Origin of the sequence: Nocardia sp. MDA0666 (genome assembly GCF_003023875.1) — a bacterium.
GTDB lineage: Bacteria > Actinomycetota > Actinomycetes > Mycobacteriales > Mycobacteriaceae > Nocardia > Nocardia aobensis.
Map to the genome: position 1 here is coordinate 163,337 of NZ_PYHT01000001.1, position 26,577 is coordinate 189,913.

Here is a 26,577-nt window from a genome sequence, read left to right on the forward strand (position 1 = left end):
ACTCGGACAGCGAATCGAGACTGACGATATGCCCGATGATCAGCGAGCCGGTACCTACTCGGTGCGCGACACCCTCTCGCAGCTGCGGCTGCGCGAGTTGCTCGCCGAGGTGCGCGATCGGGTCGACGAGATCATGGATTCCCGCGACCGGATGGACGGTCTGGTCGAGGCGATGCTGGCGGTTACCGCGGGACTCGATCTGGCCGAAACGTTGCGCGCCATCGTGCACGCCGCGATCAGCCTGGTCGACGCCCAGTACGGTGCGCTGGGGGTCCGTGGCCACGACGAACATCTGCTGCAGTTCATCTACGAGGGCATCGACGAACCGACGCGCAAGAAGATCGGCGATCTGCCCGAGGGCCACGGCGTGCTGGGCATGTTGTTCACCCAGCCCAAGCCGATCCGGCTCGAAGATCTCGCGAAGCATCCGTCGTCGGTCGGATTCCCGGCCCACCACCCGCCGATGCGCACGTTCCTCGGTGTTCCGGTGCATATTCGCAACGAGATCTTCGGCAACCTGTATCTCACCGAGAAGGCCGGCGGTCAGCTGTTCACCGAGGACGACGAGCTGATCGTGCAGGCACTCGCGGCCGCCGCGGGTATCGCCATCGAGAATGCCCGGCTGTACGAGGCCGCCCGCAACCGGCAGGCGTGGATCGAGGCCACCCGTGATCTGACCACGGAATTCCTCGCCGCCGACGAACCCGGCCGGGTGCTGGCACATCTGGTCGACCATGTGCGTGTACTCACCGGATCGGAATGGGTGCTGCTCGCCACGGTCACCGACCCGGATGTGCCGGCCGAGGAGATCACCGAGTTGATCGTCGACCAGGCCGCGGGCGAACGGACCGACGCCGCGGGACGCTCACTCGACGTCACCGGCATCATCGGGACAGCCTTCGCGGACCGCAGGCCGCTGCGCTTCGACGACGTGAGCGACCTCGATTTCGCCGCACTGTTCCCCACCGGCGGACCGGTGCTGCTGGTCCCTCTGCACACTCGCGATGCCCCGCAAGGGATCCTGATCGCCGTCCGCGCCAAGGACACCGCCCCCTACGACGACGAGATGCTGGAATTGGCCGCCGCCTTCGCCGATCAGGCGGCATTGGCCATGCAGCTGGCCGCCACACAACAGCGGTTGCGCGAACTCGACGTGCTCACCGACCGCGATCGCATCGCCCGGGATCTGCACGATCACGTCATCCAGCGGTTGTTCGCGATCGGCCTGTCGCTGCAGGGCGCGGTGCCCCGTACCCGCGTTCCCGAGGTCAAGGTCCGGCTCACCGAAGCGATCGACGGACTGCAGGATGTGGTCCAGGAGATCCGCACCTCCATCTTCGATCTGCACGGCGGCACCAGCACGCGCTTGCGCCAGCGCCTCGAGGAGGCGGTCCGCCAGCAGTGCGGCGACACCCCGATCCGCAGCTCGCTGCGGGTGGCCGGACCGCTGTCGGTGGTGGGTTCGCAGCTTGCCGACCACGCGGAAGCCGTTGTGCGCGAAGCGGTCAGCAACGCGGTCCGCTACGCCGGCGCCACGACGCTCGAGGTCGTGCTCGGCGTCGGTGACGATCTGACGATCACCGTCACCGACGACGGCTGCGGTATCGGCGACAACATCACCCCCAGCGGCCTGACCAATCTCGCCGAGCGCGCGCGTTCGCTGGGCGGGACGTTCCGCACCGAGGCCGGCGCGGCGGGTTCGCAGCGGCCGGGTACTCGTCTGGAGTGGTCGGCTCCGTTGAGCTGACCACCCCGCCGACTGCTACCGAACCCGCTGCGACACGGTCTATTCGGCCGGTTGCCGCACCACGGTGATGGGGCATTCCACCGACTGCACCAGTGCCGCGCTGGTGGAGCCGAGGAGCATTCCGGTGAATCCGCCGCGGCCGTGGCTGCCGACGACCACCAGCTGCGCGTTCTCCGACGCGTCGAGCAGCGAGCGCACCGGGCGGTCGAGCACCATTTCGCGACGCACCTTCACATCCGGATACCGTTCGGAGTATCCGGCCAGGGTCTCGGCCAGTACCGCGTCCTCGGATTCCCGGATCGCGTCCCAGCCGACGATCGCGGGGTCGAGGCCGCTGCTGCGGTCGCTCCACGCGTGCAACACCACCAATCCGACGGTGCGCCGCGACGCCTCAGCGAAGGCGAATTCGAGCGCCGGCATACTGTTCGCCGTGCCGTCGACGCCGACCAGAACCGGCTTCACCGCCGTGACCGCATCGGTCGCCGACATCGAATGAACCACGGTCACCGGGCAATTCGCGTGCCGGATCACCGCCGAGGACACCGACCCCAGCAGGCCACGCCGGATGGCGCCCAGGCCACGGCTGCCCACCACGATCCCCTCCGCTTGATCCGACTGTGCGATCAGATGCTCGATCACGGCGTCGGTGGTGATCTCGGTGGTGATCACCGGCGTACGGTCCGGTGTCGCGGCGCGGGCGATGCGGGCGGCCTCGACGAGGATGCGTTCGGCGTCTACATGCAGCCAGCTCATATCGTCCTCGGTGAGGATCGGGGCGGGCCCGAGCCCGCCCGCGACCGAGATCGAGGTGACCAGATGGAGGCGGCAGTCGCGCAGTGCGGCATCGGCGGCGGCCCAGGCGGCCGCGTGATAACCGACGGCCGAGCCGTCGACCGCGGCGACGATCGGCCGATCGATGTGCCGCTGCGGTACGGCGGAATGCTCGGTCATGATGTTCTCCTCGTGAATCGTGTGTTTACGGAGTTCCTATGGGGCGGCTGATCTTTCGCCACTCCCGGGCCCAGCCGGCACGATGCCGCGCGCTGAAGCCCCAAGCCGTGAGCCATACCAGTGCCGCTGTGGCGAAACAGATTTCGACGAATGTGGCCATCCCCAGCCCGACGCCGCGCATCGCCGCAGTGTCGGCGGGCAGCGGCGCGGCGGTCGGGCGGCCGTCGGGGGCCAGCCACAGGGTCAGCTGCTGCCCGGGATGTGCCAAGGCGGCCACGGTTGTCGTGGCTTCGCCGGATCGCCCGTCGTGCGTCCACCGAACCGTGGCTTCGTATCGATCGGCGGACACGTCCATCGATGCCGCCGTCGTACGGACCGGATCGGTGACGATCGTGGCGGTGACCGCCGTCTTCGCCGCGTTCTCGCCGCGAATCTGCACGGCGGCATCGGTGTAGCGGGCCGTGCCCATCGCCGCGCAGATCGGCACCGCGGCGAGAACCACGGCGACGGCCAGGATCCGGACGGCGGCCTCGATTCGGTCCGACGGCCGCATCAACCGGTTCGGCGCCCACGGACCCGTGCGCCATGCGCGCAATGCCAACGACGGATACCGTCTCATGTCGGTCATCTCCTCACAGCCGGGTCACGACGTCGTCGAGCGGTCGTCGCGGTGTCGGTGACAGCGGGGAACTGGTTGCGGCCCAGCCGGTTCGGACGATCATCTGCGGATAGCCGCTGTCGTCGAGCAGACCGGTACGCAGGTCCGCGCGCACCTCCGGAATTTCGAGCGGCTCGCTGAGCGGGCAGGTCGCCAAGCCGAATGTGGTCGCGGCCAGCAGGATCGCGCTGGTCGCCTCCCCGGCGCGCAGCCGGCTCACCCGGTCGTCGCCCGCCGTGTAGAGCACCAGCATGTGATCGGCGTCGGCGATATCGCGGACGACCGCCTCCGGTAGCCGCGGATCGCCGAACGGCCGCGTCGACGCATCGGTCGCGGCGACCGCGCTCCGGGCCGGAATGCCGTCGGGAGCAGCGTGATGGCCGCTCCAGCGCGCCAATTCGGCGCCGTAGGCGGCGTCGGCGTTGTGTACCGCAGCCGCGCGCTCGAAGGCGTGCAGTAACCGCACCCGGTCACCGTCGGCGACCACATCGCGGACCAGCACACCGTTCGCCGCGGCGGCGGCCGTCAAGGCGCCGACGTGGATGTCGGGCACTTCCCAGGAGGTGTAGTGACGGCGGTCGCTGTGGCGTAGCGCGATCGCGCGGGAGAGCCCGACCGCGTCGGCCGTCGCCGGAGCGGACCGGAATTCCACCGCCGCCAGATGGTCCGGCACCGCCGGGTTCGGCAGTCGGTGCACCACCGTCGCCCAGCCCAGCGCCGCGGCCGCCACCCGCAGATGATGCAGCGCCGCACCGCAACTCACGATCAGATCGCGCTGATCGGGGTCGGTCTGCGGCAGTTGCCGGGCGGTGTCGGCGTACAGCTGGACGGTGTCGTCCCCGATGCGCCACAGCCACGGCTGGCTGTTGTGCACCGACGGTGCGCGCACCGCCAGACCTACCGCCGTCATCATCGTGTCGTAGTCCGGATGTCTCGTCATGATCATCGATCTCCCACCGCGGCAGGCAGATTCAGTACTTGGCCGGTCGTGGCGCCACCGTCCACCACGAATTCCGATCCGGTGGAGAATGTCGCCTCGGAGACGATGAACCGGACCATGGCGGCGACTTCTTCGGGTTCTCCGAAACGCGCCAATGGTTGTGCGGCCGTGACGGATTCGTCCATGCCGGCCGTCATCGCGGTACGGATCGGGCCGGGATGCACCGAGCAGACGCGGATGTTCGACGGTCCCCATTCGAGCGCTGCCGCCTTGGTCAACCCGCGCAACCCCCATTTGCTGGCGACGTAGGCGCCCAGGCCCGCGTACCCCATCAGGCCAGCGGTCGAGGAGATGTTGACCACCACCCCTCCCCCGGCTTCCCGCAGGCGGGGACCGGCCAGGTGCATGCCCAGCCACGAGCCGTACAGGTTGACGTCCAGAACGTGGCGGAAGATCGTCGGCGGCTCGGTGTCGACGCCGCCGAAATCGACGATGCCGGCATTGTTCACCAGGACCGCCAGTGGACCGAACGTGGCCTCCGCGTCGGCGATCACCCGTTGCCAGGCATCCTCGTCGGCGACGTCGAGGCGGCGGAAGATCGCGCCGGCGCCCAAGGCCGTGGCCGTGGCGGTGCCGTCGCGTTCGAGGAGATCGGCGATCACCACGCCGAGTCCCTCCTTGGCGAGTTCGGCCGCGACGGCGGCACCGATGCCCCGTGCGCCGCCGGTGACGATCGCACTGCGACCGCTGAACATGCCCATTGTCTGTCGCCCCTTTCGCTGGTGCGGTATGGCACTCAGCATCGCGCCCGGACAGCGGGCGGGGCACGGCCGAAAGTCACCGGAACGCCGAGTCTTCGGACAGTCGTGGTCGTCGTGACGGTCGGCAGCCGCGGTAACTGTCGGCCGGTCGCCAGGTGTCCGGCTCCGGTGGACCCTCGTGACGACAGTGCGGGACCAAAGGCCCTGGTGGCACTTCCCCTGTGTCGGGAAAGGTCGGGGTATGGCAGGAATCACTCGCGGGGACGGCGTCGGGCGCTGGCACGTGCTGCTGGCCGCGTCCGCGGGTGCGGTCGCGGCGAGTGTCCTCACGCTCGCGGTCGCGCTGATCGCCGGTCTACGGGTGAGCACGTCGCTCGACGGCGCGCCGGCCCGGCCCGGAGTGGCCGCGGGTGCGGTGGCCTTCGCGCTGGTCGTCGGGATACCGATGGCGGTCACCGCGGCCGGGGCCCTCACCGGTGATCGGCGCGTCGCCACGGCCGCGGTGATCAGCGGCTTGCTGCTGATCTGCTGGCTGCTCGCCGAGATGACCGTGCTTCGCACCCTGGACTGGGCGCAGCCGCTGTATCTCGTCCTCGGCATCGTCGTCGCGGCGCTGGGACTGCATATCAAAACCGAGGAGATCGAATCATGAGCGGCGCATCCGCGCGGCGGATCGATCCGGGTGAAAGGACATACCGATGAGTTCTCAGTACGCGGACGACGCGCACCACCTCGCCTCCGCCCCGATCGTGGTCGGTGTCGACGGGTCGGCCGGTGCCCGCACCGCGCTGCTGTGGGCGGCCGAGGTCGCCCGCGATCGAGGACGCGACCTGCGCATCGCCTACGGACTCGACCTGCCGAGCGCGAGCCGGGTGTTCAACAACTACGACCTGTCCGAGCCGGCGGTGCTGGAACGGCTGCGCGCCCACGGCGCCGCACTGGTCGCCCGCGAGGCTCTCGCCGTGCGCGGAACCGTGCCCGAGGTTCAGGTCAGCACGGAGGTGTCCTCGGAGCATCCGGCGCGAATGCTGTTGCGGCACAGCGCCACCGGATATCTGGTCGCGCTGGGCGCCCAGGGCGCCGGCGGCTTCGGCACCCATATCGGCTCGATCCTGCTGTCGGTCACCAGTCACGCCGAAGGCCCGGTCGTGGTGGTACGCACCGAATCCGAGGAGCAGCCACGACCGCGCGAGAGCGGCCCCGTCGTGGTCGGCGTCGACGGCAGCCCACTCAGCGAGGCCGCGGTGGCGGCCGCGTTCGAGGAAGCCGCAGAACGCGGCGCCGAACTGGTCGCCGTCCACGCGTGGAGCGATCTGACGTTCGGCTCGTTCGTCGGCGACCCGTACACCTGGTTCCCGATGTCGGATATCGAGGTGAACGAGGAAGCGATCCTCGCGGAACGACTGGCTGGCTGGCAGGAGAAGTATCCGGACGTCCCGGTGCGCCGCCACATCAGCATGGCCGAGCCCGCTGCCCATCTGCAGCGGTGGAGCGAATCCGCGCAGCTCATCGTCGTCGGCAGCCACGGCCGCGGCAGCTTCCGCGGGCTGCTGCTCGGATCGGTGTCCAATTCCCTTGTCCAGCACGCGAAATGCCCAGTCATGGTGGTGCGCTCGCCGGAGGAGAAGCAGGCACATGAGGACTGAGCATCCGGCGGCCCGTCGCGGTGCGGCCGCGGCGGTCGGCGTCGCTTCCTTTCTGGGCGGGCTCGCCACCGGCTATCGGCTCTTCGCACGCCGCTGGTGTCTGCGCTGGGGTGCGACCGAGGAGGAGGTGCGGCGGCGGATGCCGGGCGACGATCTGCTCCTGCTGCCCGACATGCTCTCGACCCGGGCGATCACGATCGCGGCCGATCCCGCCGCGGTCTGGCCCTGGCTCGTGCAGTTCGGACCGCAGCGCGGTGGAATCTACAGCTACGACTGGATCGACCGGCTTCTGGGCATCGACGTCCACAGCGCCCGGTCGATCCTGCCCCGGTTCCAGGACCTCGCCGTCGGTGACGCCGTCACGGTGAATTCCGACAACACCCCGGCCCGGGTCGCGGTGCTCGAACCCGAAAGAGCGCTCGTCTTCCGCACCGACGACGGGAACTGGATCTGGGAATTCGGGCTGTATCCCTGCCCGGAGGGCACCCGCCTGGTGAGCCGCAACCGGATCGCGACTCCCGGCGCCTCGGCCGTCCTGCGGCTGTTCGACACCTTCTTCCTGGAACCGGGCAGTCTGGTGATGGAGCAGAAGATGTTGCGCGGCATCAAGGAACGCGCCGAAGCGCACCGCGTCGCCGAACCCGTTCGGATCGGGAGCAAGACCCCGTGACCACCACCGGCACACCGGCACCACTGCCGATCGCGCCGGCCTTCCTCGCGGTCGGCCGCTGCATGATCACCACCGTCGGGCTGCTGGCACGCCACCGCATCCACTGCCCGGCCCGGAACGTCGGGACGTGGCTGAGTTTCGGCGACGGAACGTCGGCCTACGTCTACCAGGAAACCGTGATCGATCGAATCCCCGCGCCCGAACCGTGCGTGCTGCTGGTGCGTTTCGAGCTGCGGGGCGTGCGCGGACGCGGGCACGCGTGGTTCCGTCGTGAGAGTATCCTCAACACCGTGCTCTTCGCCGGATTCCCGGGCATGATCAGCAAATTGTGGCTGGCGCACGATCAACGGGGCGCATACCGGGGGCTCTACGAATGGGACGGCGCGGCGTCCGCCGACGCCTACGCCCGCGCGCTGTGGCGGGTGCTCGCCCTGGTCAGCGTCCCGGGCTCGATCGATTATCGGGTGCTGCCCGGCCTGCGCCGCCGCAATCTGCCGGTGGCGGCCACCGGTCACGCCGCAGGCGGCACGGAATGGTGGCTGGTCACCGAATTCCGTTCGACCGCAGCATAATTCGAAGCACGACGCGCCGAACCTCCGCCCGGACGGTTCGGCGCTCCCATGCGGTCGGTGTTCGCGCTGTCAGTGTTCGTCGCTCGCCGGCAGCGTGACGCTCTCCCCGGTCGCCAGCACGACGGTGCGGCCGCGGCATTCGACCGTGATCGAACGCGCCCCGTCCGTATCGGAGCTGATCTCGATCCGCCGGGCGTCGATGCGCACGGTCAGGCGATGGCCGTGGTAGATGATCGCGAAGGTCAGCGTGCCCAGTTCCGGCGGCCAGGACGGTGCGAAGATCAGGCGGTCATCACGGGTCTCCAGTCCGGTGAAGCAGCGCTGGACCAGGTCGATACTGCCCGCCATCGCGCCCAGGTGAATCCCCTCGGCCGTGGTGCCGCCCTGGATGTCGGCGATATCGGATTCCAGGACGCTGGCGAAGAATTCCATCGCACGGTCCCGGTTGGCCCGGGCCAGCACCCAGGCGTGGACGACGGCGCTCAGGGTGGAGCCGTGCGAGGTGCGGGCCAGGTAGTAGTCGACGGTGCGCGGGATGTCCGGGCCGCCGAAATCGTAGCCGAGCCCGGCGAACAGCCGCCCCAACTCGTCGGCCGAGAACAGATAGAACAGCATCAGGACGTCGGCCTGTTTCGCCACCCGATACCGGTCGACGTCGTCGCCTTCGGCCTCGAGGATGCGGTCGAGCCGGCTCGTATCGCCGTAGCGGCGCCGGTAGTCGTCCCAATCCAGTTCGGCGAGCCGGTCGTATCCGGCGAACTGGCTGATCACTCCCTCGTGGAAGGGCACGAACATCCGATCGGCGACCTCGGCCCAGCGTTCCGGTTCGGCGGCCGGCACCGCGAGGCGGTCGAGCAGTTCCGACCGCACCCGCGGCGGCAGCAGTTCGACCGCGTCCAGGGCGCGCCGGATGACCCACACGGCCATGACGTTGGTGTAGGCGTTGTCGTCGATGCCCTGGTAGGGCTGCCCGGGATAGCCGGAATGAAATTCGTCGGGTCCGATGACACCGCGGATGTGATACCGGTCGTCGGCGGGATCGTAGCTGGCCCGATCGGACCAGAATCGGGCGATCTCCACCAGTAGTTCGGCGCCGAACTCGGCGAGGAACGCCCGGTCTGCGGTGGCCTGGTAGTGGTGCCACACGTTATAGGCCACCGCCGGACCGGCATGTTGCGCGCGAGCGCTGGCGTCCGGATTCCAGTGTCCCGAGCGGGGATTCAGATGTAGGCGCTGACTCTCCTCGCGCCCGTCGCTGCCGGATTGCCAGGGGAACAAAGCGCCGCGGCAGCCCTGTGCGCGCGCCGCGGCCCGCGCCTGCGGCAGGCGGCGGTAGCGGTACCGCAACAGTTCTCGCGTCAGCGCCGGATCGCGCAGGCTCACCACCGGCAGGACGAACAGCTCGTCCCAGAACACGTGCCCCCGGTAGGCCTCGCCGTGCAGACCGCGCGCGGGCACCCCGGCGTCGAGGTCGGCGGTATGGCGCGACAGCGTCTGCGCCACTTGCAGGACGTGCAGTCGCAGCGCGCGCACCGATTCCTCACTGGCGTCCAGATCGATGCGCAGCCGCCGCCACACGTGATCCCAGGCGTCGGCGTGCGCGGCGCAGAGTGCGTCGTAGTCCGGCGCCTCGTCGAGCAGGCGCAGGGCGGCCTCGTCGGGTGCGGAGATGGCGCGGTCGCGGCCGGTGAACACCGCGGCGGTCTTGTCGACGACGATGTCGTGCCCGGACTCGGCACGCACGACGAAATCGTGGGCGGCCGTACCGTCGGCGAGCGGCGAGCCGGCTGTCTGCCGCGCCTGCGATGTCACCGTGGTCCGGGTGGCCACGGCCACGGTGATCAGCGACTGCGTGGTTCGCATCAGCGTGGATGCGGTGTGCGCGTCCGGTGTATCGATGCGCAATTCGGTCAGGTGCGTCCCGGATAGCTCGCGGTACCGGTCGACTCCGGCGTTGCGGACCGATGTGTCGATCCCCGACCGGACGGTGAGCGGCCCGCTCCAATTCTCGGGCGTGAAGGTGGTCCGCATCGCGCACGCGTGGGGTGAGTCCATCGACGCGAAACGCTGCTGAACCACCGCCGTGATCCGGCCGGCGGCGTCGCGGCAGCGCAGCCGCCGGGTGAGTACCGCCTGGCGCATATCGAATTGCTGTGTGTAGTCCAGTAATTCGACATCATCGAGATCGAACCATTCGTCGTCGGCGATGCGCCAGGTCAGCGGAAGCCAGTTCGGCAGATTCACCAGGCTCTCGTTCTCGACGTGCCGCCCGGCGATCTCGTCGCCGAGCCGGTTGTAGATTCCCGCGACATAGGTTCCGGGATAGTGGTGGGTTCCCGCGCGCGTCTCCGGCGCGGCCGCGCGGGTGACGAGGTAGCCGTTGCCCACCGCGCACAACGCTTCGCGCAGCCGCTCGGCGCCGGGGTCGTAGCCGTCGTAGGTGAGCAGCCACGAGCGTCCCACCGCCCAATCGCTCTCCCCGGTCAGCAGTTCCGCCATCCGCTGCAGGAATTCCCCGGCGCGCGCGGGACTGTCGAGGGCGAACCGTGCCGCGGTGCGCCGGTCGCCGGTGTCGCCGTGGCGAACCACCAGCGGCACTCCGGTGACCTGGATCGCGTCGAAGGCGTCCTCGTCGGTCAGATCGTCGCCCAGGTACACCGGCATCACCTGGCGGCCCACCAGATCCAGCACCCAGTGCAGCGCCCGCCCCTTGTCCCAGTCCACGTCGGGACGCAATTCGGTGACCTTGCGGCCGGCGGTCACGCGCAGGCCCTGCCCGCGGGCGATGTCGTGCACGGTGGCCACGACCGTCGAGACGGCATCGGCGGCGACCTGGCGGTGATGGACGGCGACCGCGAATCGCTTCGGCTCGATCAGCACCCCGGGAATCCGGCTCAACCGGTCGGCGAGTTCGGCCGCCGCCTGTACCAGCGCACGTTCGGCTTTCGGGCCGCCCTCGTGCACATGTTCGGTGCCGTCGGGCGCCATGAGTTCGAAACCGTGGCTACCGGCGTACCAGATGCCCTCGACACCCACGCGCGTGCGCAGATCGTCGAGTCCGCGACCGCTGATCACGGCGACGGGACACCGCGCGGCCAGCGTGGCCAAGGTGGCGCGCACATTCTCGATCGGGATCGCCGCCTCGGGATCGGGCACGATCTCCGAGATCGTGCCGTCGAAATCCAGCAGTACCGCGATGCGCTCGTCCTCGACGGCGTCGGCGATCGACGTCCAGCACGCCAGCGCGTCCGCGACCTCCGACAGGCGGCGGAAACCGCTGCGCACCCGGATCTCCTCGACGTCGGTGACCACCACGTCGGCCCCGGTGCACAGCAGCCGGTCCGGATCCCCGCCGCGCTCGATGCCGATCACCAATCCGAACCCGCCGCCCCGCCCGGCGCTCACCCCGGCCTCGGCATCCTCGACGACGACCGTCCGCTCGGGTTCGGCCCCCAGCCGCTGCGCGGCCAGCACCATGGTGGCCGGATCGGGCTTGCCCGGCAGCCCGAGTTCTTCGGCCACGACACCGTCCACCCGCACGGCGAACAGATCCCCCAGCCCCGCGGCGTCGAGTACCTGAGCAGCATTGCGGCTGGCCGAGAACACCGCGGCCCGCACCCCCGCCGCGCGCAGGCGGCGCACCAGGGCCACCGTGGTGGCGAACACCGGTACGCCCGACTCGGCGATCCGGGCGAGGAACACCTCGTCCTTGCCGTTGCCGAGGCCGCAGATCGTGGCGTCGGCCGCCGTGTCCGACGGCTCGCCCCGCGGCAGTGAGATCGCCCGGGAGGCAAGGAAGTCCGCGACACCGTCGTAGCGCGGTTTGCCGTCGACGTAGTCCTGGTAGTCGGAGGCGGTGAACGGCGCGCAGTTCTCACCGGGCCCGGGTTTGCGGGCGGCGAGGAATCCGTCGAAGACCTGCGTCCACGCGGCGGCGTGGATCGACGCCGTGTCGGTGACCACGCCGTCCATATCGAAGATCACCGCGTCGTAGCGACGCGCGTCGATCACCGGCCCGGCCACCGGTTTGCCAGGGTGCATTCCCCCAGCCTCCGCCCGCGTACGAACCCCGGCAAGGTACACAAGTCCTCACCCAGCCCGCCACCGGTCCCCGGTCGACTGTCGGCAGCGGCGGTGACCGCGGTAGCAGTCCGGCAAGGTCTTTGGTCCCTGGCGAAGCCCGTAGCCCCGAACAACCATCGAGGTATGAACCGTGCCGCCGTGCGAGCGGTCGTCTCGACGGCCACGCCCCGGACCGATGCCACCACCTCGATCGGCCCGGTGCCGGCGACCTCGGCCGCCACCTCGACCCCGGCACAGGCGCTGACCGCGGTGACCACCACCGACACCGGCCTGACGAGCACGGAAGCCGCGCGCCGACGTCACCTGCTCGGACCGAATGCCGTGCGCACACACCGTGCCCGGCTGCTCGCGGTGGTCGCGCGGCAGCTGCGTTCGCCGCTTCTGCTGCTGCTCGGGGTGGCCGCGGTGGTGTCGTTCTTCGTCGGTGAGCGTTCCGACGCGGTCGTCATCGGGATCATCCTGCTGGTGTCGGTCGGTTTGGGGGCGGTGAACGAGTTTCGCGCCGAACGCGCCGCCGACGCGCTGCACGAGCGGATCCGCCACGGCGCCACGGTGTTTCGCGACGGACGGCCCGAATCGGTCGACGTGGTCGATCTGGTGCCCGGCGATGTGGTGGAGGTGCGGGCCGGGCAGCTGGTCCCGGCGGATGTGCGGCTGCTGTCGGCGACGGCGCTGCAGTGCGACGAATCGGTGCTGACCGGCGAATCGGACAGTGTCGAGAAATCGGTCGCCCCGGTGCCGCCGGGGTCGGGGGTCGCGGAGTTGTCGTGCTGCGCGCTGATGGGCACGGTCGTCGCCGCGGGGCACGGGCGGGGGGTCGTGGTCGCCACCGGGGGTGCGACGGAGTTCGGGCGGATCGCGCTGGGCTTGGGGAAACGACAGCCCGACACCGAATTTCAGATCGGGCTTCGCCGGTTCTCGATGCTGCTGGTGTGGGTGGCCGCCGTACTCACCGCCGGCATCTTCGCGGTCAACCTCGCCCTGCACCGCCCGATGCTCGACGCCCTGCTGTTCTCGCTGGCGATCGCCGTGGGCATCTCACCCCAATTGCTGCCCGCCGTGGTGTCGACCAGCCTCGCCGCCGGATCACGGCAGCTCGCGCGATGCAAAGTGCTGGTCAAGCGGATGGTCTGCATCGAGGATCTCGGCGATATCGAGGTTCTGTTCACCGACAAGACCGGCACCCTCACCGAGGGGCGCATCGCGTATCTGCGCGCGCTGGCCGCCGACGGCACCCCCGGCGACGAGCCGGTGGTCTACGGTCTGGCCTGCACCGACGCGACCGTCCACGACGGACGACAGGCCGGCGCCGATGCACTCGACACGGCACTGTGGACCGCGTGCACGGCCGAACACGCCGCCGCGGCAGGTTTCGTCCGCCGCGCGGTCCTGCCCTTCGACCACAACCGCCGCATGGTGTCGGTCCTCGTCGGCGGCGCGGACGCGACCACGACGATCATCGCCAAGGGCGCACCGGAGGCCGTGCTCGCGCGCTGCCGCGACGTCCCGCAGACCGCTCGCACCGCGCTCGACGCCGAGTTCGCGGCCGGTCACCGCATCGTCGCCGTCGCGACCCGGACAGCGGTCCACGCCGATCGACTGAGCGCCGACGACGAGCGCGAGCTGACGCTGCGGGGATTCCTCGTCTTCCTCGATCCGCCGAAAGCGAGCGCGCGCGAGGCGTTGCGGCGTCTGGCCGGCCTGGGCATCGCCGTGAAGGTGGTCACGGGCGACAATCCCGCGGTCGCGGTCCGGGTGTGCACCGATCTCGGCCTGGACCCCGGCCGGCCGCTCACCGGCGCGGACCTCGACCGTCTCGATGACGCCTCGTTGAGCGAATTACTGCCCACCACAACGATTTTCGCCCGCGTCGACCCGGAGCAGAAGGCGCGGATCGTCCGCCTGCAACGGCATGCCGGCCGCGATGTCGCCTTCCTCGGCGACGGTGTCAACGATGCGCTCGCACTGCACGTCGCCGATGTGGGCGTCTCCGTCGACTCGGCGACCGATATCGCCAAGGACGCCGCGGATATCGTTCTACTGGAGAAGGACTTGCAGGTCCTCGCCGACGGAGTCATGGCGGGACGCCGAATCTTCGCCAACACAATGAAATACGTGCTGATGGGCACGTCCAGCAATTTCGGCAATATGTTCAGCGCGGCCGGCGCCTCGGCCTTCCTGCCGTTCCTGCCGATGCTTCCCGGCCAGATCCTGCTCAACAATCTGCTGTACGACACCAGCCAGCTCGCCATTCCGACCGATACCGTCGACCCGGAACAACTCGCCCGCCCGGCCCGCTGGGACATCGGCCTGATCCGGCGTTTCATGCTCGTCTTCGGCCCGATCAGTTCACTGTTCGACTTCGCGACCTTCGCTGTGATGCTGTTCGTGTTCCATGCCGGCGCGGAGCTGTTCCACACGGGGTGGTTCGTCGAATCCCTGTGCACTCAGACGCTGGTTTTGTTCGTGATTCGCACGCGCCGCAGTCCTAGCTATCGCAGCCGGCCCAGTGTTCCGCTGCTGCTGGCGGTGCTCGCCGCGGTCGGTGTGGGTGTGGCTCTGCCGTACACGCCGGTGGCGCCCGACCTCGGCCTCACCCCGCTGCCCGCCGCGTTCTTCGCCGCGTTGGGCGCGACCGTGCTGGTCTATCTGGTTCTCGCCGAAGCGGCCAAACGGTGGTTCTTCCGCAGTCCGGCACCGACGCCGGCCCACCCGCCGCGGACCGGTCGCCGGGTGCAGCGACGAGCGTCGCGCTTCAGCGTCGGACGGGTGCGCACGCCGATCGGCGGGACGGCGCTCCGGACGGACCGCTCGAACCGACGTCGTCGGCTCCGAGTATCGGTGCCGCACAGCTGATTCGGGGCCGAAAATCACACTCCGGCCGGACCTACTGCGGCTCCACGTGCTCCGGCACCACGAGTGTCGGGCAGTGGGCGCGATGCAGGACCGCGGCGCGCGTGGACCGCATCGTCGTTCCGACCAGGCCCGTCCAGCGGTGGCGGCCCACCACCAGCAACTGGGCGTCACCCGCTCGTTCGAGCAGGACCTGCGCGGGACCGCCGAACATGACCTCCGACTCCAGCGCGACGTCCGGATACTTCCGGTGCCACGGATCCAATTGCCGGTCCAGCGCGCGCGTCTCGTCCGCGCGGAACTGCTGGAGTTCCCCGTCGAGGACGAACCCGCCGACATCGTCGTCGCAGCACCGGACGGCTTGCAGGCCGACCCCGCGCAACGCCGCCTCCTCGAACGCACAGCCGACCGCGGTGCCCTCCTCGTCGACTCCGACCACCACCGGCCGCCCGTCCTCGCCCACGGTGAACAGGCTTTCGCGATGGACGACCGCGACCGGGCACCGGGCCTGCCGGGTGACCGCCGAGCTGACCGAGCCCAGCAGCGCCCGGCGGACCGCGCCGCGGCCGTGGCTGCCGACCACGATCATCGGCGTGCGCGCCGAGCGCTCCACCAGTGTGTCGATCACCGGATCAGCGGTCAGTTCGGTCGTGACGTCCACGCCGTCGGCCACATGCCGGGCCATGGCCGCGGCCTCCGACAGCACGCCTTCGCCGTTCCAGTACAACCATTCCCGGCCGCCCACGATCTCCATCGCGCTGAGGCCGGTGCGCGGCGCCGAGGCCGACGAGAGCAGTATCCGCAGTCCCCACCGGCGCACGGCCGCTTCGGCCGCCGCCCATCGCACCGCCTGCAGCGCCGTACCGGATCCGTCGACCGCCGCGACGATCGTCCGCTCGGTCCCGTTGTCACTGGTCATCGCCGCCTCCTGCCGCCGGACCTGCTCCGATCGTCCGGCTGCGATGACCGTCGATCTAGGGCCGAAAGTCGCTACCGCGGGCCGCCTTCGTCCGCGGCCCGCCACCGAGGCGAAGTCGGCGCGTTCGTCCCGGCAGGACAGGCCCTTGGTCCCTCGCGGATCGGCGTGGCCGCGGGCATTGTCAAGGCAGACACCGAGAAAGAGGACGCCATGGACTACCGGGTGGACGTGTGCGAAGTGCCGCCGCAGGCCCTGTTGCGACTACCTCGCGCGATCCGGACGGATCGGCCCGGTGAGGACATCACCGCGGGTATGCGCGAACTGTTCGCGACCGTCGCCCGATCCGGCCTCACCGCCAGTGGCCCGACCGCGATCACCTACACCGACACCGAACGATCGGCGGTCGCGACGAGCGTCGACTTCCGCGTTCCGGTCGAGCCCGCCGCCGAGTTGAGTCTGGCCTCGGGCGCCGAGGTCCTCGTCACCCCCGGTACGACGGTGGCCCGCGCCTGCCACCACGGCGGTTACCGCGATCTCGGCGCCGCCTATCGGAGCCTGGCCGAGTGGGTGGATCGCAATGCCTACCGGATCATCGGCCCGCCGACCGAGGTCTATCTGGTCGGTCCCGACGAGGTGAGCGATCCGCGTCAACTCGTCACCGAGATCCGGCTGCCGGTGGCGCCCTCGCCGACGATCGTCACCCGTGTATTCTCCGACTTCGAGACGGCGCTGGATCGGACCCGGAACGCGTTGCGGTCCAACGGCTTCGCCATCCTCGCGGAGGTGGACCTGAACACGGCGCGGTACGACGGCCGCACCCGGCGCCTGGCCCACCACACCATCCTGGAGGTCTGCCGCCGCAACCTGCTCGTGGCCGAACTCGCGGACGACGACCGGGCCGACATGATCGTGCCGCATCCGGTGGTCGTGCGTGAGCGCTGTGAGACCGTCGTCGTCGAGGCCGTCGATCCGGCGATCTGGGCTCGCGCACTCGGCGACGAGGAACTCCTGGCCCTCGCCGCCGACAGCCGCCGCCACCTCATCGCGGCGATCGACGACCTCGCCACGACGGCGACAGCCCACGACGGTTAGGTTCCCGCACAACGCCCTCGGCCGCCGCACACGCGCCCGTCCGAGCCGTGCGGTGGCGGGCGACCGCTCCACCTCCTACGGTTGATCTTGCCACCGGCAGTCACCGAAGGAGCCCACGCATGTCCGACGATCAGTGGCTGAACGCCGAACCCCTGCTGACCGAGGCGACCGCGGCAGCGCGCCTGACGGTGCCGACACTCGCGCTGGGCGCGGACTCGGTCGGCGACGCACTGCATCGCCAGCTGAGGCCGATCGCGAAAAACGTTGTCGGGCATGTGATTCCGGACTGCGGTCATATCGTCCCGCTGGACGGCCCCGAAGCGCTGCTGGAACTGGTCACACCGTTTCCGGCGTGACACCCCCTCACATCGAATAGCGCAGGATGGCGGCGGCCGACGCCTCGTCCGGGATATCGGCCTTGCGCACCGCGAGCACCCGCGCGCCCGAAAGCAATGCGCGGCGGGCGATCTCGTCGAGGATTCCCGGTATCTCGGTCTCGGATGCGGGACCGAAATCGATCGCGCCGGTGTCCTCGGCGACCGTGCCGGGTACGGCGGTGTCGATGTCGACCAGCAATGTCTGCACGATGCCGAAGGTGGCCGCGCGGGCGATATCGGCGAGGTCGGCGCTGGCGCGGGCCTCGCTGCGGCGTTTGTCGAACAGCTGGCGCAGATCGGCCAGTTGCGCCGCGTAGTGGCCGTCGAGAATGTGGCGGGCCTTGTCGGCCAGTTCCTGATCGGACAGATGTTCCGGGTTGCCGGGAATTCCGTCGTCGAGCAGTTCGCCGTAGGTGGCGACCGAGCGGTAGATCGCGTCGATCGGTTCGGGCGCCGCCAGGATGAGCGGAGTGTCGCGGCCGGAGAGAATGTCGCGCAACGCTCGGTCGACTCCGCGCGCGTACTGCCGGACCAGCACCTTCTTCCCTTCGCTGCCGGTCAGCCGACGTTTGGGCGAACGATCGCCGATCGAGGCCTTGCGCGCGAAATCCGCGGCGTTGCCGGGCATGTCCGGAACGCGGACGTCCTCGGCCGGCCGGTCCGGGGTCACCTCGACCAGCCGCGCCGCCCCCTCGGCCAACGCCAGGACGAAGGCGGCCTGCGGGAAGGTGACGGCTCGCAGCAACGGCTTCAGCAGGAACCGGTCCGAGACGGTGACCGCCGCGCCGAGACGGTTGGGGATCCGGAAGGTCCACATGCGCTGCGGGGAGACGTGCACGACCAGTGTGTGCGACTGGAAGCGCCAGAAATCCTCGTCGTCGGCCAGATCGTCGAGCTGTTCGGCGATGGCCGCGCGACTGTCGGGCTCGGTGATCAGATCGATCGCCTCCCGTACCTGATTGGTGAACGCGATCCGGTTCGCCTCCGGATTCGCGGTGGCGGCTTCGGTCGGCAGATAGATCGACACCGACCAGGGGCCGGTCCATTCGGCGAGGGTTTCGATCTCGCGGCGGGTCGGGATGTCGGTGTGCAGCACTTCGATCCTCCTTCGTTGCCCGACACGTGCGATGGGCGCACAGGTCGTGCCGGGTACCGGCCGTATCGTTTGCCAACTCGTAACCACCTCGACGCTACTGGACATCGGTACGGGTCGGTACGCATCCGACCATCGGATGCCGAAACGTTGCTGCCTTCGTTTCAGCGGCTCACCGGGCGGGTGCGGGCGTGCCCGTCGGCGAGAGCGGGGCCGCAGACGTGGCGGCCGTGGTCGGGGTGAGCGAGGTCGTCGTTACGGGTGCGGTGGTGGCCGACGTGGCCGTCGCGGCGCCGGTGCCGTAGAGGTGCTCGATGATCCGCTTGGCGATCTCACTGGCCGCCGCGCTCCCGTCGGCGGTGGGTTCCAGATTCGCCCACACCACCACTGTCACCTTGTGCGCCGGATCGGATCCGGCGAAGGTGTTGAAGCCGGGCAGCTCACCCGTATGTCCGTACAGCGCCCCGAATTTCGCGATGGCGAGCCCGTACTGCGGCGCCTGCGGCGGGTTGGCCGGCGCGGTCGGCTGCGGGCTGCTCATGCGCCGGCCCTGCATGTCGGCGTCGAGGACCTTGCCGTCGGTGAGCGCCTCGGCCCAGGTGGCCAGATCCCCGACCGTGGAGATTCCGGCGCCCGCGGCCCATGCCCAGGAGGGATTGTCGGCGGTGCGATCACCGGGCAGCAGCCGGCCCGCCTTGGCCTCGGCCTGCATCTCGGGCGGCAGCGCCGGCGGGGATCCCATCGTCACGACGTTGGTGCCGTACATGTAACCCTGCGGATGCGGGTCGGGCACGGTCGCGGAGGTGCGCGCGGGAAACGAGCTCTGAGTCAGGCCGAGCGGGCCGAAGAGCCGGTCCCGCATGATCTGCTCGAGCGGTTTGCCGTCGAGCTGTTCGGCGATCAGCCCGAGCAGGATCGTATTGGTGTTCGAGTAGTGATAGCCCTGTCCCGGTGGGAAATACGGCGGGTGCGCGTAGGCCATGGCGAGCAGCTCGTCGGGCTGCCACACCCGGCCCGGGTCGGCGTCCATGGCCTCGGCCAGTTCGCGGGTCTCGCTGTAGTTGTAGAGGCCACTGCGCATATCGAGCAACTGCGCGATGGTGATCGCCCCGCCGCCGGGCACATCGGTCCGGTACTTCGAGACCGGATCGTCGAGGGCCAGTTTGTGTTCCTGGACCTGTTGCAGGATCACCGTGCCGGTCCAGGTCTTGGTGACCGAACCGATGCGCACATGGTCGGCCGCCGTGACCGCCGGGCCGCCACCGAAGGTCCGGGTGCCGTAGGAGGTGCCCACCTCGCCGGCGGCGGTGCGGACGAAGGCCACGACTCCCGGCACCGACGCCGGACGCGCCACCGACTCGACGATGCCGCGCAGCGTGGGCTCGTCGAGCGGATGGACGGCCGGGGCCGGCGAGGTGGTCGCGGCAGCGGACGAGGTGCTCGCGGGCGCGGGTTTCGACGACGATCCGCATCCGCAAGCGACGAACAGAACTGCGACGCCGGTCAGCGCCGCGGCAATCAGCCGGGGCCGGATCGGCACGGAAACCACGGGCACTGCACGACCTCCCTCATCGGGAACGGTGGAGCCGGGATTGAAACTCTACTGCGCCAGCGCCTCTCGCGGACGTGGTTGGCGAATGCTCAGCGACATCACCGCGGCCACCGCGCACAGACCTCCGGCGAGGAACCAGGCGAGCTGGTAGCTGCCCTGCATGTCCCGGATGACGCCGGCGCCGGACGCGGCGATCGCGGCGCCGATCTGATGTGAGGCGAACACCCAGCCGAAGGCGATCGGCCCGCCGGCGCCGAAGTGTTCGCGGCACAGCGCGACCGTCGGCGGCACCGTCGCGATCCAGTCCAGGCCGTAGAAGATGACGAACACCCACATGCTCGGTCGCACATCGGGAGCGAACAGCATCGGCAGGATCACCAGCGACAGGCCGCGCAGCGCGTAGTACATCGTCAGCAGGTATCGCGAGCCGATGCGGTCGGTGAGCCAGCCGGAGGCGATGGTGCCCGCGACGTCGAAGATGCCGACGGTGGCCAGCAGTCCGGCCGCGGTGGTGGGTGGCATGCCGTGATCGTGTGCGGCACTGACGAAATGGGTGCCGACCAATCCGTTGGTGGAGGCGCCGCAGATCGCGAAACCGCCTGCCAGCAACCAGAATACGGGCCGGCGCACGATCGCGGCCAGGACGGTCAGCGCCCGCGCCGCCCCGCCTGCCGCCGCGGTGCGCAGGCCCGCGTCGCTGCCGGGACCGGCGCCGTAGGCGGTGCGTCCGATGTCGCTGGGGAAGTCGCGGATGAACAGCACCACCAGCGGCACCACGGCCAGTGCGGTCGCCGCGACGACCAGGGCCGGGGCCCGCCAGCCGTGGTCGCGGGCCAGCATCGAGACGAGCGGCAGGAACACCAGCTGTCCGGTGGCACCGGCGGCGGTGAGTACCCCAGTGACGAGGCCGCGGTGCCGGACGAACCAGCGTCCGGTGATGGTGGCGACGAACGGCATCGACATCGATCCCACGCCGATGCCGACCAGCAGTCCCCACGTCGCCATCAACTGCCACGGCTGGGTCATGAAGACGGTGAGCCCGCTGCCGGCGGCGACGAGCAGCAACGCGCACGCCACCACCAGCCGAATGCCGAACCGGTCCATCAACGCGGCCGCGAACGGCGAAATCACCCCGTACAGCAGCATATTCACCGAAACCGCGGCGCCGATGGTGCCGTGCGACCAGCCGAATTCCTCGTGCAGCGGATCCATCAGCACGCTCGGCACCGAGCGGAACGCGGCCGCGCCCAGCAGCGCGACGAAGCCGACGGCGGCGACGGTCCACGCCGGATGCGGACCACGCGCGATTCGCGTCGTGGGCCGCTCGGGCGGTGGCGAAGGGACGGGGTCGGTGAGGCGAATCTCGGTCACCGGAAGAGCGTGCCGAATCACGCGGTCGCCGACGAGTGGCCTGAATGCCATAATGCGTAAAGATTCAGCCATTCCCTTGGTTCACAACGAGGAGGCGACCGTGCCGGACCCGCATCTGGTGGCCGTGCTGGCCTTGGCGCCCATCGTCGGCTTCGATCTGACGATTCCGCCGACCGTGCTCGGCGCGGCCACCGCCGACGACGGCACCGATCTCTACGACGTGCGGATCTGCGGTCTGGACCCGTCCCCGATCCCGTCCACCAGCGGTTACACCATCACCCCGGAGTACGGCGCCGAGCTGCTGGGTCGCGCCGACACCGTGATCGTGCCGGGTACGGCCATGCCGGGTCCACGCCATGACGGCGTCCTGCCACCCGAGGTCACGGCCGCGCTGGCGTCGATCCGGCCCGATGCGCGCATCGTCTCGATCTGTACCGGCGCGTTCGTCCTGGGCGCGGCCGGCCTCCTCGACGGCCGCCGCGCCACCACGCACTGGAAGTACGCGGCGGACTTTCGCACCCTTTTTCCCGCCGTACTGCTCGACGAGGATCTGCTGTTCGTCGAGGACGGCAATATCTGCACCGCAGCGGGTCTGGCGGCCGGGGTGGATCTGTGCCTGCATCTGGTGCGCTCCGATCACGGCAGCGCGGCCGCGAACCGGGCCGCGCGCTACTGCGTCGTACCGCCGTGGCGCGAAGGCGGACAGTCGCAGTTCATCGAACAGCAGGTCCCCGATCCGGGCGCGGAAAGCACCGCCGCGACCCGGGAGTGGGCCCTCGCGCGACTGGACGAGGATCTGGATCTCACCACCCTGGCCGCACACGCCCGCATGAGCGTGCGCACGTTCACCCGCCGCTTCAAGGCCGAGACCGGCACGGCGCCCGGCGCCTGGATCCTGCACCAGCGAATGCGCCACGCCCGTCATCTCCTGGAAACGACCGCGCTCACCGTGGACGAGGTCGCCCGCGCGTCCGGTATGGGCACTGCCGCCTCGCTGCGCCATCACCTGCGCACCCAGCTCGGCGTCGCGCCGATCGCCTATCGCAAGACGTTCCGGCAGCCGAGGGCGGAGCAAGATCAGCCGGTCGCGCGGTGAGCGGCGCCCGGCACGCAGCATGTCCGCGACGCGTGCCGCCCCATTGACAATCCCCGCCCCCCGGGTGCTACCTTAGGCAAGGGTTACCTGTTTAGGCGAGGCTTACCTCCCGAAGCGACCCCGCAATTGTCGTACAGAGCAATCCGAGGCCGACCGTGTACATCTGCATCTGCAACGCCGTCTCCGAGGCAGACGTGCACACCTGCGTCGCCGCCGGCGCCTGTTCGACCAAACAAGTGAAGAAGGCCTGCGGGTGGAAGCCGGGCTGCGGCTCGTGCACCGCCCGATTGGCCGAGGCGATAGGCCGGGCGCGCACCGATGCACCGGCCGAGCCGACTGCTGCCTGACACCGACACGCACCCCGCTCATTCCCCTGATCTGTGATCTGTGCCACGATCACACGTCATGGATGGCGACAAGGAAATCATCGCGCTGCTCAACGAGCAGTTGACGGCCGAACTCACGGCGATCAATCAGTACTTCCTGCACGCCAAGATGCAGGAGAACTGGGGCTACCCCAAGCTGGCCAAGCACACGCGCCACGAATCGTTCGATGAGATGAAGCACGCCGAAGTTCTCACCGATCGGATCCTGTTCCTCGACGGTCTGCCGAACTACCAGAAGCTGAATCCGCTGCGGATCGGCCAGACCGTCCCGGAGCAGTTGCGGGCCGACCTGGAGATCGAGATGGAGGCCGTGACCCGGCTGCGCGGCGGTATCGAGCTGATGCGCTCGCGCGGCGACGTCACCTCCGCCCGCATCTTCGAGTCGATCCTCGAGGACGAGGAAAGCCACGTCGACTACCTCGAAACCGAGATCGCACTGCTGGGCGCGCTGGGTGAGCAGCTCTATCTGCAGCGCTACACCGATACCCCCGAAGGGGACTGACGCCGGCACCGCACCCGGCCGCCGAGCGCTCGCGGCCGGGTGTTCGTGTGTCGAAAGCGCTTACAACGCCAGCCGCCGGCCACGCCGCCCGCCTGACCGCACGGCACTGCCAGCAGGTCCTGGGCGGCATCGGGTTCACCGCCGAACACGACTTCCATCGGCACGCCCGCCGGGCCCTCGTCCTCGACGGACTGCTCGGCAGCACAGCGGAACTGACACGCGAAGCGGGCGCCTGGGTGCGCACACGCGGCACCGCACCTCGGCTCGCGCAGCTGTGAGATGGCTGCGGCCGATGCCCCGGGGTTTGCACGCCTGGTTCAGCATCGGTCGACCCGAGGCGGTGGCAGTGTCCATCGGCTGCGGATAGCTTGCAGTGGTGCACGACCACCTCGACGACGATCTCCGTTTCGCCCATGTCCTCGCCGATTCCGCCGACGCGGTGAATATGGACCGGTTCAAGGGCCTCGATCTTGCAGTCCGGGCGAGACCGGATCTGGCCGCGGTGACCAACGGCGAGAACGCCGTGGAAAAGCTCGTCCGCGGCCAGCTGCGCCGGTCCCGCCCGCGCGACGCGGTCCTCGGTGCGGGCGACGGACTGGAGGGTGGCGGTCCGCGCTGCTGGGTGGTCGACGCCATCACCGGACTCGAGAACTATGTGCGCGGAGTCCCGGTGTGGGCCACGCAGATCTCCCTGCTCGAGGTGTCCGCGGGCGGCTATCGCCCCATCGTCGGCGTCGTCTCCGCGCCCGCTCTCGCCCGCCGCTGGTGGGCCGCCAAAGACCACGGCGCCTTCACCGGTCGCAGCCTGACCTCGGCCTCCCGCCTGCGGGTCTCCGGCGTCTCGAACCTGACGGACGCCTCCTTCGCCTACTCCACCGTCACCGCCTGGGAAGAGGACGGCCGGCTGAACAGCTTCCTCGCCCTGTCCCGCGACGTCTGGCGCACCCGCGCCTACGGCGAATTCTGGTCCTACATGATGCTCGCCGAGGGCGCGATCGACAGCTGCGCCGATCCCCGCCTGTCCCCGGGCGATATGGCCGCCAACGCGGTCATCGTCACCGAGGCCGGCGGCACCTTCACCGGCTTCGACGGCACCCCCAATCCTCTCAGCGGAGGTGCGGTCGCGTCGAACGGATTGCTGCACAACGAGTTACTGGAGCATCTGCGCCGCCGCGACTGATACCGCGACCGACCACACAGAATCTCCACAACTGATACCGGTTCTCTCCACACGAGATCGCTAGGCTCCCGGAGCATGGAACGGAACCCACTGGTGGAGGGCACGCCGGCGCGGCGGATCCTGGTCGTGGACGACGAAGCCACGATCGCGGAATCGGTTGCGGCGCGGCTGCGGGCCGAAGGGTTCACGGTCGCCACGGCCCCGGACGGACCGGCGGCGGTGGCGGCCGCGACGACGTTCGAACCGGACCTGGTGGTCCTCGACGTCATGCTGCCCGGCTACGACGGGCTGGAGGTGTGCCGGCGGATCCAGTCCGAGCGCTCGATACCGGTGCTGATGCTCACCGCGCGGACCGACGAAACCGACCAGCTGATCGGACTCGGTGTGGGCGCGGACGACTATCTGACCAAACCGTTCTCGCTGCGGGTGCTCACCGCGCGCGTGCATGCGCTGCTGCGGCGGGTCGAGCGCGCCGGTGATCAGCGCGGGGCGGTCACGGTGGTCGGCGATCTGCGCATCGACAGCGATCAGCGCAGGGTCTGGCGCGGCGGGGCCGAAGCCCAGCTCACGCCGCTGGAATTCGATCTGCTGGCCCGTCTCGCCCGGCGTCCCCGTGCGGTACTCGCTCGCGAGCGGCTCCTCGAAGAGGTCTGGGACTGGGCGGATGCGGCCGGTACCCGGGCCGTCGACAGTCATATCAAGGCGTTGCGACGCAAACTCGGCGCCGACCTGATCCGCACCGTCCACGGCGTCGGCTATGCCCTGGAGACGCGATGAGCCAGCGAGCCGGCCTCGACGCCGGCGACCGTGCCGATCTCCGGACTTCGAGACTGGTAACGCAGCTGTCGGATCGGCTACCGCGGCCGCTGGATCGAATCCGATCCATCAAACTCAAACTGGCCGTCCTGATGACCTTTTCGGGCGGGCTCGCCTTCGCCTGGTTCAGTCACCGGATCGGCTGGCTGCCGCCGATGACCACACTGACCGCGATGCTCATCGCCCTGGTGTCGTCCCAATTCCTGGCGCACGGCATCACCACGCCGTTGCGGGAGATGACCGCCGCGGCGCAACGCATGGCACACGGCGACTACACCAGCCGGGTGCGCGCGTCCTCCCGTGACGAGGTAGGGAAGCTGGCCGACGCGTTCAATCGGATGGCGACCGACCTCGCCGCCGCCGACCGGCAGCGCCGCGAACTGATCGCCAATGTCTCGCACGAGTTGCGCACCCCCATCACCGCCTTGCACGCCGTGCTGGAGAACCTGGTGGACGGGGTGTCCGAGCCCGAACCGAAAACACTCGAAACCGCACTGGCACAGACCGAACGGCTCGGCCGGCTCGTCTCCGAGCTACTCGATCTGTCCAGCATCGAGGCGGGGGCGATTCCGCTCGACCGCGAACAATTCGATATCGCACCGACTTTCGCGACGGTGACCGCCGAGGCGGAGGTCATGACCGCGGCCCTCGGGCGCGGTATCCGCTTCCGCAGCACGATCGATCCCGCCACCGCCACCGTGTACGCCGACCGCGCCCGCCTGCACCAGGTATTGCTGAACCTGCTGGACAACGCCGCCCGGCACGGCCCCGCCGGCGGCGAAGTCCGCCTGCTCGCCCACACCGCGGGCGAGCACCTCGTCATCGACGTCGAGGACGACGGGCCCGGCATTCCTCCCGCGCAACGCGAGCGCATCTTCGACCGCTTCACCCGCGGCGGCAGCACCGACGACGGCGGCACCGGGCTCGGGCTCGCCATCGCCCGCTGGGTGGTCGACCTGCACCACGGCTCCATCGCGGTCGCCGACCCCGGCTCACGGATCCGCGTGATACTCCCGGCCACCGCGCCGCACCACCACTGACAGCCCGAATCTCACAGCCCGACAGACCGATTCGGTCCCGGGCCGAGACCGCACACCCTCAGGAGGGACCAGCCGTGCCCGAAGAACCCACGCCCAACCGCACGCGGACACCGGAACCGGTGGACTCCGCCGCCCACGATCGTCCGGTACGCTCCGGCGCCTCCTCGGATCCCGAGCGACACGAAACCCCGCCGGAACTGGACGGCCCCATGGGGCCGGACGCCCCGGAGGTTTCGGATGACCAGGCGAAACCTGCACCGGCATCTTCTCCG

Annotated in this window: 23 protein-coding genes and 1 pseudogene; 15 read left to right on the plus strand and 9 right to left on the minus strand. The window is 69.6% G+C overall.

The features are described 5' to 3' along the window. Positions 1–28 precede the first annotated feature (28 nt). Positions 29–1,747 carry a GAF domain-containing sensor histidine kinase gene (locus tag C8258_RS00765; protein ID WP_106953415.1) on the plus strand — a complete coding sequence of 573 codons (1,719 nt, stop codon included), beginning with the start codon at positions 29–31 and terminating at the stop codon, positions 1,745–1,747. 39 nt (positions 1,748–1,786) lie between these two features. Here C8258_RS00765 and C8258_RS00770 read toward each other — a convergent pair whose 3' ends face one another. The 4 genes from C8258_RS00770 to C8258_RS00785 are packed head-to-tail and all read right to left on the minus strand — an operon-like array spanning position 1,787 to position 5,057. Further along, positions 1,787–2,698, minus strand: coding sequence for a universal stress protein (locus C8258_RS00770; RefSeq protein WP_106953416.1), 912 nt, complete (start codon positions 2,696–2,698; stop codon positions 1,787–1,789). A 25-nt stretch (positions 2,699–2,723) separates the two neighbouring features. After that, complete coding sequence (locus C8258_RS00775) at positions 2,724–3,326, minus strand: hypothetical protein (protein ID WP_106953417.1); 603 nt, start codon at positions 3,324–3,326, stop codon at positions 2,724–2,726. A 4-nt stretch (positions 3,327–3,330) separates the two neighbouring features. After that, the gene (locus tag C8258_RS00780; RefSeq protein ID WP_199195526.1) at positions 3,331–4,296 is read right to left on the minus strand and encodes a nitroreductase family protein; all 966 of its coding nucleotides are present in this window, start codon (positions 4,294–4,296) and stop codon (positions 3,331–3,333) included. Between the two features lie 2 nt (positions 4,297–4,298). Further along, the gene (locus C8258_RS00785) at positions 4,299–5,057 is read right to left on the minus strand and encodes an SDR family NAD(P)-dependent oxidoreductase (RefSeq protein ID WP_106953419.1); all 759 of its coding nucleotides are present in this window, start codon (positions 5,055–5,057) and stop codon (positions 4,299–4,301) included. Positions 5,058–5,298: 241 nt separating this feature from the next. On the opposite strand from C8258_RS00785, the gene C8258_RS00790 reads away from it, so the two are divergent. From C8258_RS00790 to C8258_RS00805, 4 genes are read left to right on the plus strand one after another with little or no spacing between them, the layout of a single operon-like run. Next, positions 5,299–5,709, plus strand: coding sequence for a hypothetical protein (locus C8258_RS00790; protein WP_106953420.1), 411 nt, complete (start codon positions 5,299–5,301; stop codon positions 5,707–5,709). 46 nt (positions 5,710–5,755) lie between these two features. Further along, positions 5,756–6,703, plus strand: a complete 948-nt coding sequence (locus C8258_RS00795) for a universal stress protein (protein WP_106953421.1) — start codon at positions 5,756–5,758, stop codon at positions 6,701–6,703. Further along, positions 6,693–7,373, plus strand: a complete 681-nt coding sequence (locus tag C8258_RS00800) for a hypothetical protein (RefSeq protein ID WP_106953422.1) — start codon at positions 6,693–6,695, stop codon at positions 7,371–7,373. Before C8258_RS00795 ends, C8258_RS00800 begins: the two co-directional genes overlap by 11 nt. Beyond that, entirely contained in the window at positions 7,370–7,945 is a 576-nt protein-coding gene (locus C8258_RS00805) for a hypothetical protein (RefSeq protein ID WP_199195527.1), read from the plus strand. The genes C8258_RS00800 and C8258_RS00805 overlap by 4 nt, the downstream gene beginning before the upstream one ends. 69 nt (positions 7,946–8,014) lie before the next feature. Here C8258_RS00805 and otsB read toward each other — a convergent pair whose 3' ends face one another. Continuing rightward, a complete protein-coding gene (gene otsB, locus C8258_RS00810; RefSeq protein ID WP_106953423.1) occupies positions 8,015–11,986 on the minus strand; it encodes a trehalose-phosphatase in 3,972 nt (1,323 codons plus the stop codon). A gap of 165 nt (positions 11,987–12,151) precedes the next feature. On the opposite strand from otsB, the gene mgtA reads away from it, so the two are divergent. Further along, positions 12,152–14,884, plus strand: coding sequence for a magnesium-translocating P-type ATPase (mgtA, locus tag C8258_RS00815; protein WP_106953424.1), 2,733 nt, complete (start codon positions 12,152–12,154; stop codon positions 14,882–14,884). 31 nt (positions 14,885–14,915) lie between these two features. On the opposite strand, the gene C8258_RS00820 is transcribed toward mgtA, so the two are convergent. Then, the gene (locus tag C8258_RS00820) at positions 14,916–15,800 is read right to left on the minus strand and encodes a universal stress protein (RefSeq protein ID WP_106953425.1); all 885 of its coding nucleotides are present in this window, start codon (positions 15,798–15,800) and stop codon (positions 14,916–14,918) included. 165 nt (positions 15,801–15,965) lie between these two features. On the opposite strand from C8258_RS00820, the gene C8258_RS00825 reads away from it, so the two are divergent. Continuing rightward, the gene (locus tag C8258_RS00825; RefSeq protein ID WP_106953426.1) at positions 15,966–16,892 is read left to right on the plus strand and encodes a GyrI-like domain-containing protein; all 927 of its coding nucleotides are present in this window, start codon (positions 15,966–15,968) and stop codon (positions 16,890–16,892) included. 119 nt (positions 16,893–17,011) lie between these two features. Further along, the gene (locus tag C8258_RS00830; protein WP_199195528.1) at positions 17,012–17,248 is read left to right on the plus strand and encodes an alpha/beta fold hydrolase; all 237 of its coding nucleotides are present in this window, start codon (positions 17,012–17,014) and stop codon (positions 17,246–17,248) included. Between the two features lie 7 nt (positions 17,249–17,255). On the opposite strand, the gene C8258_RS00835 is transcribed toward C8258_RS00830, so the two are convergent. From C8258_RS00835 to C8258_RS00845, 3 genes are all read right to left on the minus strand, one after another. Continuing rightward, positions 17,256–18,365 (minus strand): hypothetical protein, encoded by a 1,110-nt coding sequence (locus C8258_RS00835; RefSeq protein WP_106953427.1) that lies wholly within the window; start codon positions 18,363–18,365, stop codon positions 17,256–17,258. Between the two features lie 169 nt (positions 18,366–18,534). Beyond that, positions 18,535–19,917 (minus strand): serine hydrolase, encoded by a 1,383-nt coding sequence (locus tag C8258_RS00840; RefSeq protein ID WP_233224801.1) that lies wholly within the window; start codon positions 19,915–19,917, stop codon positions 18,535–18,537. A 45-nt stretch (positions 19,918–19,962) separates the two neighbouring features. Then, a complete protein-coding gene (locus tag C8258_RS00845) occupies positions 19,963–21,276 on the minus strand; it encodes an MFS transporter (RefSeq protein ID WP_369974698.1) in 1,314 nt (437 codons plus the stop codon). Between the two features lie 109 nt (positions 21,277–21,385). On the opposite strand from C8258_RS00845, the gene C8258_RS00850 reads away from it, so the two are divergent. The 7 genes and pseudogenes from C8258_RS00850 to C8258_RS00880 all read left to right on the plus strand — a co-directional run bounded on the left by C8258_RS00850 (position 21,386) and on the right by C8258_RS00880 (position 26,305). Continuing rightward, positions 21,386–22,381 carry a GlxA family transcriptional regulator gene (locus C8258_RS00850; protein WP_233224803.1) on the plus strand — a complete coding sequence of 332 codons (996 nt, stop codon included), beginning with the start codon at positions 21,386–21,388 and terminating at the stop codon, positions 22,379–22,381. A gap of 155 nt (positions 22,382–22,536) precedes the next feature. Then, on the plus strand, positions 22,537–22,728 hold the full coding sequence (locus tag C8258_RS00855; protein WP_106953430.1) for a bacterioferritin-associated ferredoxin: 192 nt from the start codon (positions 22,537–22,539) through the stop codon (positions 22,726–22,728). Positions 22,729–22,786: 58 nt separating this feature from the next. Next, positions 22,787–23,269: a bacterioferritin gene (gene bfr / locus C8258_RS00860; protein ID WP_106953431.1), complete on the plus strand. Its 483-nt coding sequence runs from the start codon at positions 22,787–22,789 to the stop codon at positions 23,267–23,269. 59 nt (positions 23,270–23,328) lie between these two features. After that, positions 23,329–23,547: pseudogene (locus C8258_RS00865) on the plus strand (acyl-CoA dehydrogenase); the annotation flags it as partial. Between the two features lie 167 nt (positions 23,548–23,714). Then, positions 23,715–24,449 (plus strand): inositol monophosphatase family protein, encoded by a 735-nt coding sequence (locus C8258_RS00870; RefSeq protein ID WP_369974699.1) that lies wholly within the window; start codon positions 23,715–23,717, stop codon positions 24,447–24,449. A gap of 75 nt (positions 24,450–24,524) precedes the next feature. After that, a complete protein-coding gene (locus C8258_RS00875; RefSeq protein ID WP_106953432.1) occupies positions 24,525–25,226 on the plus strand; it encodes a response regulator transcription factor in 702 nt (233 codons plus the stop codon). Further along, entirely contained in the window at positions 25,223–26,305 is a 1,083-nt protein-coding gene (locus tag C8258_RS00880) for an ATP-binding protein (protein WP_106953433.1), read from the plus strand. The genes C8258_RS00875 and C8258_RS00880 overlap by 4 nt, the downstream gene beginning before the upstream one ends. Positions 26,306–26,577: the final 272 nt, after the last annotated feature.

Coding starts and splice junctions, on each gene's coding strand:
- C8258_RS00830 (WP_199195528.1), top strand. CDS start 17,012: ATGTCCGACGATCAGTGGCTGAACGCCGAACCCCTGCTGACCGAGGCG.
- C8258_RS00775 (WP_106953417.1), bottom strand. CDS start 3,326: ATGACCGACATGAGACGGTATCCGTCGTTGGCATTGCGCGCATGGCGC.
- C8258_RS00770 (WP_106953416.1), bottom strand. CDS start 2,698: ATGACCGAGCATTCCGCCGTACCGCAGCGGCACATCGATCGGCCGATC.
- C8258_RS00800 (WP_106953422.1), top strand. CDS start 6,693: ATGAGGACTGAGCATCCGGCGGCCCGTCGCGGTGCGGCCGCGGCGGTC.
- C8258_RS00870 (WP_369974699.1), top strand. CDS start 23,715: ATGGACCGGTTCAAGGGCCTCGATCTTGCAGTCCGGGCGAGACCGGAT.
- bfr (WP_106953431.1), top strand. CDS start 22,787: ATGGATGGCGACAAGGAAATCATCGCGCTGCTCAACGAGCAGTTGACG.
- C8258_RS00820 (WP_106953425.1), bottom strand. CDS start 15,800: ATGACCAGTGACAACGGGACCGAGCGGACGATCGTCGCGGCGGTCGAC.
- otsB (WP_106953423.1), bottom strand. CDS start 11,986: ATGCACCCTGGCAAACCGGTGGCCGGGCCGGTGATCGACGCGCGTCGC.
- C8258_RS00765 (WP_106953415.1), top strand. CDS start 29: ATGCCCGATGATCAGCGAGCCGGTACCTACTCGGTGCGCGACACCCTC.
- mgtA (WP_106953424.1), top strand. CDS start 12,152: ATGAACCGTGCCGCCGTGCGAGCGGTCGTCTCGACGGCCACGCCCCGG.
- C8258_RS00780 (WP_199195526.1), bottom strand. CDS start 4,296: ATGACGAGACATCCGGACTACGACACGATGATGACGGCGGTAGGTCTG.
- C8258_RS00880 (WP_106953433.1), top strand. CDS start 25,223: ATGAGCCAGCGAGCCGGCCTCGACGCCGGCGACCGTGCCGATCTCCGG.
- C8258_RS00875 (WP_106953432.1), top strand. CDS start 24,525: ATGGAACGGAACCCACTGGTGGAGGGCACGCCGGCGCGGCGGATCCTG.
- C8258_RS00795 (WP_106953421.1), top strand. CDS start 5,756: ATGAGTTCTCAGTACGCGGACGACGCGCACCACCTCGCCTCCGCCCCG.
- C8258_RS00790 (WP_106953420.1), top strand. CDS start 5,299: ATGGCAGGAATCACTCGCGGGGACGGCGTCGGGCGCTGGCACGTGCTG.
- C8258_RS00785 (WP_106953419.1), bottom strand. CDS start 5,057: ATGGGCATGTTCAGCGGTCGCAGTGCGATCGTCACCGGCGGCGCACGG.